The sequence below is a fragment of the Lysinibacillus sp. BSL11 genome (genome assembly GCF_052928325.1).
This window is the reverse complement of the sequence record NZ_JAVGCX010000017.1, coordinates 113,344-120,204: the sequence shown is the minus strand read 5'-3', so window position 1 is coordinate 120,204 and position 6,861 is coordinate 113,344. Positions and strand designations below refer to the sequence as shown.

The 6,861-nt window shown below is 37.9% G+C and carries 6 protein-coding genes; 1 reads left to right on the top strand and 5 read right to left on the bottom strand.

What is annotated here, in order from left to right:
• Window positions 1–270: 270 nt before the first annotated feature.
• Window positions 271–708, bottom strand: coding sequence for a MarR family winged helix-turn-helix transcriptional regulator (locus RCJ95_RS19510; protein ID WP_221680665.1), 438 nt, complete (start codon window positions 706–708; stop codon window positions 271–273).
• 121 nt (window positions 709–829) lie between these two features.
• Between RCJ95_RS19510 and RCJ95_RS19505 the strand changes: the two genes are divergently transcribed.
• Complete coding sequence (locus RCJ95_RS19505; protein WP_004232802.1) at window positions 830–1,417, top strand: NAD(P)H-dependent oxidoreductase; 588 nt, start codon at window positions 830–832, stop codon at window positions 1,415–1,417.
• A 24-nt stretch (window positions 1,418–1,441) separates the two neighbouring features.
• Here RCJ95_RS19505 and RCJ95_RS19500 read toward each other — a convergent pair whose 3' ends face one another.
• The 4 genes from RCJ95_RS19500 to RCJ95_RS19485 form a co-directional block, all read right to left on the bottom strand.
• Window positions 1,442–2,515: a sensor histidine kinase gene (locus RCJ95_RS19500; protein WP_221680666.1), complete on the bottom strand. Its 1,074-nt coding sequence runs from the start codon at window positions 2,513–2,515 to the stop codon at window positions 1,442–1,444.
• The gene (locus tag RCJ95_RS19495) at window positions 2,512–3,189 is read right to left on the bottom strand and encodes a response regulator transcription factor (protein ID WP_257521749.1); all 678 of its coding nucleotides are present in this window, start codon (window positions 3,187–3,189) and stop codon (window positions 2,512–2,514) included. The genes RCJ95_RS19500 and RCJ95_RS19495 overlap by 4 nt, the downstream gene beginning before the upstream one ends.
• Before the next feature lie 14 nt (window positions 3,190–3,203).
• On the bottom strand, window positions 3,204–4,961 hold the full coding sequence (locus tag RCJ95_RS19490) for an ABC transporter ATP-binding protein (RefSeq protein ID WP_312128965.1): 1,758 nt from the start codon (window positions 4,959–4,961) through the stop codon (window positions 3,204–3,206).
• A 131-nt stretch (window positions 4,962–5,092) separates the two neighbouring features.
• Window positions 5,093–6,811, bottom strand: coding sequence for a PucR family transcriptional regulator (locus RCJ95_RS19485; RefSeq protein ID WP_446722640.1), 1,719 nt, complete (start codon window positions 6,809–6,811; stop codon window positions 5,093–5,095).
• Between the last annotated feature and the right edge of the window lie 50 nt (window positions 6,812–6,861).

Genomic DNA, 6,861 nt, shown 5'->3' with positions numbered 1-6,861 from the left:
ACAATATAATCTTTGGTTTCTTGCGATAATCTTTTTCTTGTTTGCTTTTCCATTTTCGACACGTCCTTTTTGTTCCTTCATCATAAGTCTCTCTTAAGTTCGTGTCCATTTTTTATACTAACAGCCGTAGCGGTTCAAAAGTGAGCACTCCGAGCCAGAGAAAGAGCGGTTTTGAATAAAAAATGATCACTTCAAACCAAAGAAAAAGCAATTCAGTCAAAAAAAGATCTCGTCCCCTGCTACGCCAATAGTGATCAAAGAAGTATAGTCTTAGTCGTTTTGATGAAAAACCTTTTCCTCTAAAATGGTTAGAGCATGCTGGATGTCCTTTAGATCATCCTGTGTTGCGTGGTGAATAAGCTGTAAAAAGCGTTCTTCTATACAGACAAATGCCTCCTCCATCAATTTTTCACCTTCTTTGGACAAACGGACATACTGTTTTCTACGATCGGCTGTGTCACTAAATTTTTCGATTAGCTGCCGTTCCTGCAATTTCCGAAGTTCACGGCTAGTGTTGGGTAAGGACATATGCTGACACTCACTGATTTCGGTTGGTGTGACAGGTTGGCTTACTTTAATATATTCAAGAATTTTATAGTGTAGCGGTGTGATATTCGCAGCGGTAACATTTTGTGTGAGATCATGTGTCACTTGATGGACTGTTGCTGTAAATGCTACAAACTGATGAAATAAAGCGCTTTTATTCAATGGGATCACCTCTTACTGTCAAGATAACAAATAACTTGTCCTAAAACAATTATCATTTGACAACTAAAATGAAATGAACTATTATTTTGTTATCAAATGATAAGTAATGAGGAGGCACACAATGAAAACGTTAATTGTTTATACATACCCCAACCATAAAAGTTTAAATTATGCTTTTTTACAAGAAGTGATAAAGGGGTGTCGTGAGAACCCTGCCATTGAGGAGATTCAGATACTCGATTTATATGAAGAAGAGTTTGATCCACGCTTAATTTTCCATGAACATAAACGACGTCGTGATATGTATCGGGATCCGAAAATGGAGAAATACCGCCAACAGCTCTCTTGGGCAGATCAAATTGTATTTGTTTATCCGATCTGGTGGGGGAGACCGCCAGCCATGCTGTTAGGGTATATCGACCAATTATTTGCAGCAAATTTTGCTTATCGAGATACAAAGGGGTTATTTCCAGAGGGTCTTTTAAAAGGGAAGTCTGTAGTTTGTGTGTCCACGATGAAGGGGCCAACCAATTATCCATTTTTATGGTTGAACAATGCACATAAAATTTTAATGAAAAGGGCGTTGTTTAAGTTTGTTGGAATGAAAAAAGTGAAGTTTTTTGAGTTTGGTAATATGGAAAGTAAAAAGGGGAAGCAACAGCAAAAACTAAATAAAGTATATCGATACTTTAGCAAAGTAGCTTATTAGAAAAAATAACTCATGCAGACGGTGTTAGTCGTTTGCACGAGTTGGCGTACTGTTGATGGGGACAGTAATCAAAAATCTTGTATATTCTGCTATTTTGCTTTCTACAGCAATGGTTCCATGATGCATCTCAATTATTTTTTTGACAATGGCTAGCCCTAATCCGCTACCGCCATTTCCAGCAGTTCGCGAGTGATCGGCCTTATAAAATCTTTCGAAAATATGCTTTTGTTGTTCTTCTGTTAAGCCAATACCAGTGTCTTGAACCATCACCATTATCGTGTGGAATTGCTTTTTCATAGATAATGTGATGGTTCCATTGGTAGGTGTAAACTTAATACTGTTTGTCAGCAAATTCATCCAGACTTGATTCATCAAATCCTCATCTGCAGTGATGCTCAGGTTATCAAGATCGAGATCAAAGTCAATCTGTTTGGCTAACCAATTCGGTTCCAGTGCCAACACTACATTACGTAATTGTTTATCGAGTCGATAAGTTATAGGTTCAAATGGATGATGCTGCGATTCTAAGGAAGTTAGCTTGAGCAAATTGTCGCTAATTTTTGATAAACGATTACTTTCTAATTCGATTATAGCTAAATAATGCTGACGTTTTTCTTCAGGTAGGTTAATATTTTTCAGCGCCTTTGCAAAGCCATTAATAGACGTTAAAGGTGATTGAATCTCATGGGAGACGTTGGAAATGAACTCCTGACGCATTCTTTCCAGTTCACCTAACTCAACGGCCATATGATTAATACCATGAATCAATTGCCCAAATTGATCCTCCTCATCTGCTCTTAAATCCAGTTGAACATCAAAATCACCTTTTGCCATACGGCTTAATGCATCTACAATCGTGTCCCAATAGTTGCGTTGTCGATTTAGTCCGATGAAAAAGATAATGGCTGCTGAACAGGCAAAGAGTGCAAATACACCAATCACTGTTGCTAGTTGTAGCCAAAATCCCTGAGGCTCTACCCCTAACCGACCATATAGCCACGTAGTTACATGATAGGAAATAAAAGCGAAAACGGTGTTTGCTACAAGAAACAGGCAAAAGACCATCACTAATCTTAACAAGAATCTTCGTTTTCTCATGTGCCTAGTTCCAGGCGGTAACCAAGACCACGAATGGTGCGAATGGTAATACCGCTCGTCTCCTGTGGAAAGCGTTCTCGTATTCTTTTGATATGGACATCAACTGTTCGTTCATCTCCCTCATAGTCGTAGCCCCATATTTCTTCGATTAATTGTTCACGGGAAAAGGTTTTGCCAACATAGCTTGCAAGTGTAAATAATAGCTCGAACTCCTTCAGACGAAGTAGAATCGTCTCGCCGTTCATTTCCACTTCATATGTATGGCGATTTAATTTGACATTACCAGCCTCTAAAACTTGAGAAAGGGAGATACGATATCTTTTTAAAATAGACTTAACACGTACGATTAGCTCGGCAGGCTCGAATGGCTTTACAAGGTAATCATCTGTCCCTAAATGAAAGCCCTTGATTTTTTGAGAGGTTTCTCCTTTAGCTGTTAGCATAAGGATTGGTAGATCTGTATTGAATGAACGTATTTCCTCGCATAATGCCCAGCCATCCATATTGGGCATCATAATATCCATCACGACCATATCGATTTTCTCAGTGTCTAATTTAGACAGTGCATCGACACCATCGATAGCCTCTATCACTTCTAAGCCCTCATTTTGCAGAAACACTTTTACCAATTCTCGAATATGTGCATCATCATCCACGACTAATAGTTTTGTCATCTCAACAAACCCCTCTATTCAACGTCTTTAATGCGTAATTGCTGCATGGCAAACTCACGATACATAGCATGTCTTTCAAAGAGTGTTTCGTGTGTACCACAGCCAGTAATATGCCCTTTCTCAATAAACAATATTTGATCGGCATCTACCACTGTCGATAAACGATGCGCAATGACTAGTGTTGTGCGTCCTTGCATTAAGTTGTCTAATGCTTTTTGTACATAAATTTCTGATTTACTATCTAAGCTTGATGTTGCTTCATCCAGCATTAATATTTGCGGATTACGTAATAGCGCTCTTGCGATAGAGATACGCTGACGTTGTCCTCCTGAAAGCTTGATGCCTCGTTCTCCAACTTCAGTGTCAAACTTGTCTGGAAGTTCGTTAATAAATTGATCCGCATAGGCCATTTTAGCCACTTTTTCTAGCTCATCATCTTGCACTTCACGGTCAATACCATAGCAAATATTTTCTCGAATCGTTCCTGATAGCAGGGCACTTTCCTGCGCTACATAGCCGATTTGACTGCGCCAAGAGTGGAGTGAGAATGTTTCGATAGGTGTATCTCCTAGCATGATACTACCGTTTGTTGGCTGATAATATCGTTCGAGCAGAGAAAATGTAGTTGTTTTACCGCCACCACTTGGACCCACAATGGCTGTTACTTTGCCTGGCTCAATTGTGAAATTAATATCGGATAAAATGGGTTCCTCACCATAAGAAAAATCAACATTTTTAACATAAATGGGTTGATCTACTTTTTCTACAGTTAAGCCTTCTTCAATATGTTCTTCCTCGTATTCAAGTAATGCACTAATTCGTTCTGTAGCACCCATGGCTTTTTGGAGCTGGGTAAAGAACATCGTTAATTGCGTCATTGGCATAATGATTTGGATTAAATATAAAATAAATGCCACCATATCGCCAGCCGTCAGCTCTCCAGAGGAAACACGAACACCACCATAGCCAATAATAGCTACAAGCACGGACATCAGAACGAATGAAATCAGCGGGGAAATCAGTGCGTGGATTTTTGCTTCTTTTAAGCCGAATGTAAAGAGATTAGTAATGCCCTTTTTTCCACGCTCATATTCAATTTGCTCAGCATTTGAAGCCTTGACTAGGCGCGTTTCAGGTAATACTTGATTTAATACAGACGTAAATTTCGCTGTTTCATCTTGCATCCCTTTTGAAATCACAAACATGCGTCGCCCTAGCAGCATTAAGATCACCATAGCCAATGGCACGGCAATCAGCATGACTAAAGTCATTTTCCAATCTAAAAATAGAAGAATGATAATAGAACCTATTATGGAGATAACGCCAGATAAACAGTTGGCTAAATGCTCTGTTATAAGCTCTTTCACAACCGCTGTGTCATTCGTAACACGGCTCAATGTTTCACCGGTATCATGTTCATCATAATAGGGGATTGGTAAATGCAACAGCTTTCTCCATAGCTGGTCGCGTAATTTTGCCACAACATGATGTCCAACTCGATTTAAATAGTAGATGGATAATCCACTGGCAATAGCCTGTGCAATAAAGGCAATACCCAGTATAATGATTTGCCAATAATTAAGCGATTCTAACGAAAAGCCATCCACTAATTGTTTTGTAAATAATGGAACAATAAACCCTACACCTGTCGTTGCTAAACTCATCACTAAAGCGATGACAAGTAGCCAAATCGGTGGTTCGGCACGTTTTACTAATTGTATAAAACGGCGCCAATCTTTTTGTTTAGACATATCATTTGATGTTTCTTGCAAAGAAATAAGCCTCCTTCATTGTCTGAAAACAATGTATTTCGTTTCTATGGCTTTACTATAGCATGCGTTTATGAACTGAATATGAAATGAATGGTCATCAAAAAAGGTGATGCGATCACCACCTTTTGATACTAGTCTGCGAATTCATCGTGGTATAAAGACTTACCAAGCAAGCGATAGATTCTCAAAGCTAGCTGGATTTGTAACAGCTCCTCATAGCTTTTTAGATCGGTTTTTAAAATTTCTTTAATCTTTTCAATTCGATAAATTAACGTGTTGCGATGGATAAACATTTCCTTGGCTGTTTCACTTATATTCATATGATTGATAAAGTAATTTTCTAATGTAAGTAGATAGCTTGTCCCGTGTAATAGATCGTGCTCAAAGACAGAACCCAAGCTTTCTAAGAAAAAGTCCTTTAGCTGCACTTCATTAATATTTGAATCTAAAAAATGATAAATGGAGTGATCTGCATAATGAGCCACTGCTCCACGCTCTTCGAAGCAGTGCATAAGACGGAGAGCTTCATGTGCCTCTGCAAAGCTTTTATGGACAAAACGTATATGTTTATATTCTTTGCCAATTCCAATTAAGAAGGAGGTTTGCGTATGTTGTTGTACTAATAATTGGAGAATGTTTTCTGCGTATTGCTTTGTTTCATTGATCGTGAAATCTTGTTTGTCGTCTTGCTGTCCAACTAATATAATGATTTGGTTATTGCGATAAAGGCATGTAATTTCCCCATTAATTGTGCTAGAGTGCTCATAAATTAAGTTCATACATTTTTTTGCAATATTATCGGTTTCGTATTTTCTAGAGATTAAATCATGGTGGTTTTGCAAATTTTCATGGATAATAGAGATGACGATGCAATAATATTTATGGTTGATCTTTAAGCCGTGGAGATCACATAGTGTTTGTAGCGTTTCAAGCGAAGTGATTTTTCCAGTCAATAAATCATCAAAAAACTCTTGTTTAATCTTTAAACGTACACCCTCAATTTCCTTCTGTTTTATCCTTTCTAGTGCCACAATCGTGGAGGCTTGCTCTAAAACGATGAAATCAAACTCATTCAGATCCCGTACAGTTTGCCAAATGACAATATAGCCATAAATATAGTTGGCCACTGCGACAGGGAGAATTCTACAGGTTACTGCTAGATCTTCTAATTGATAGATTCGTGTAATGGATTTTTGCATTTCGTTGAGATCGTTTGGAATGGTATCAATAAAATCCTTTGAAAATGTTGGACGATTCTTCTTTAGGTTGATCCCATAGGCAAGTGGTACAGGATTCGTATCAAGATCTGTATAATGCAGTAAATTCCAGTCATTATCTAAAAAGATTATCGGATTATTAATTGTTTCAGCTAATTTAGAGGAAATGGATTCAATGCCTCCTCCTTCAAGCGCCACCTTAAATAGCGTATTGTGCATATCCAAAGATTTTCTATTTAATAGATCATAACGTCCACATGCCTTTTCATTGATAATCGAGATGACCTTGGAAAGGGTGTAATTATAAGGTAACTCTAATAACGGTAATCCATGCTGATTGGCAATATCGATCATGTTTTGAGGCGTCTTTTGTAAATAGCGCCTCATTTTGATAACAAGGCCTGCACAATTGATTTTAGAGATTTCTTGGATGATTTTATTTTGTAAGGCTTCATTATCTTGGAAGATGTAACCAGTCGTTAACAATAATTCATTCGGCGTCAGCCAATCAAATGCATCGGGATTTTCGATAATATTCACAAGTGCAATTTCATTGTGAATTCCTTGCTCTCCAGCAACAATTTTAATTCCTTCCAGTGCCTTTATCTCTAATATATCTTTAATTGTTAGCAAATGATTTCACTCCTTCGCCATAATCTTATCACAAAACATTGTACATATTG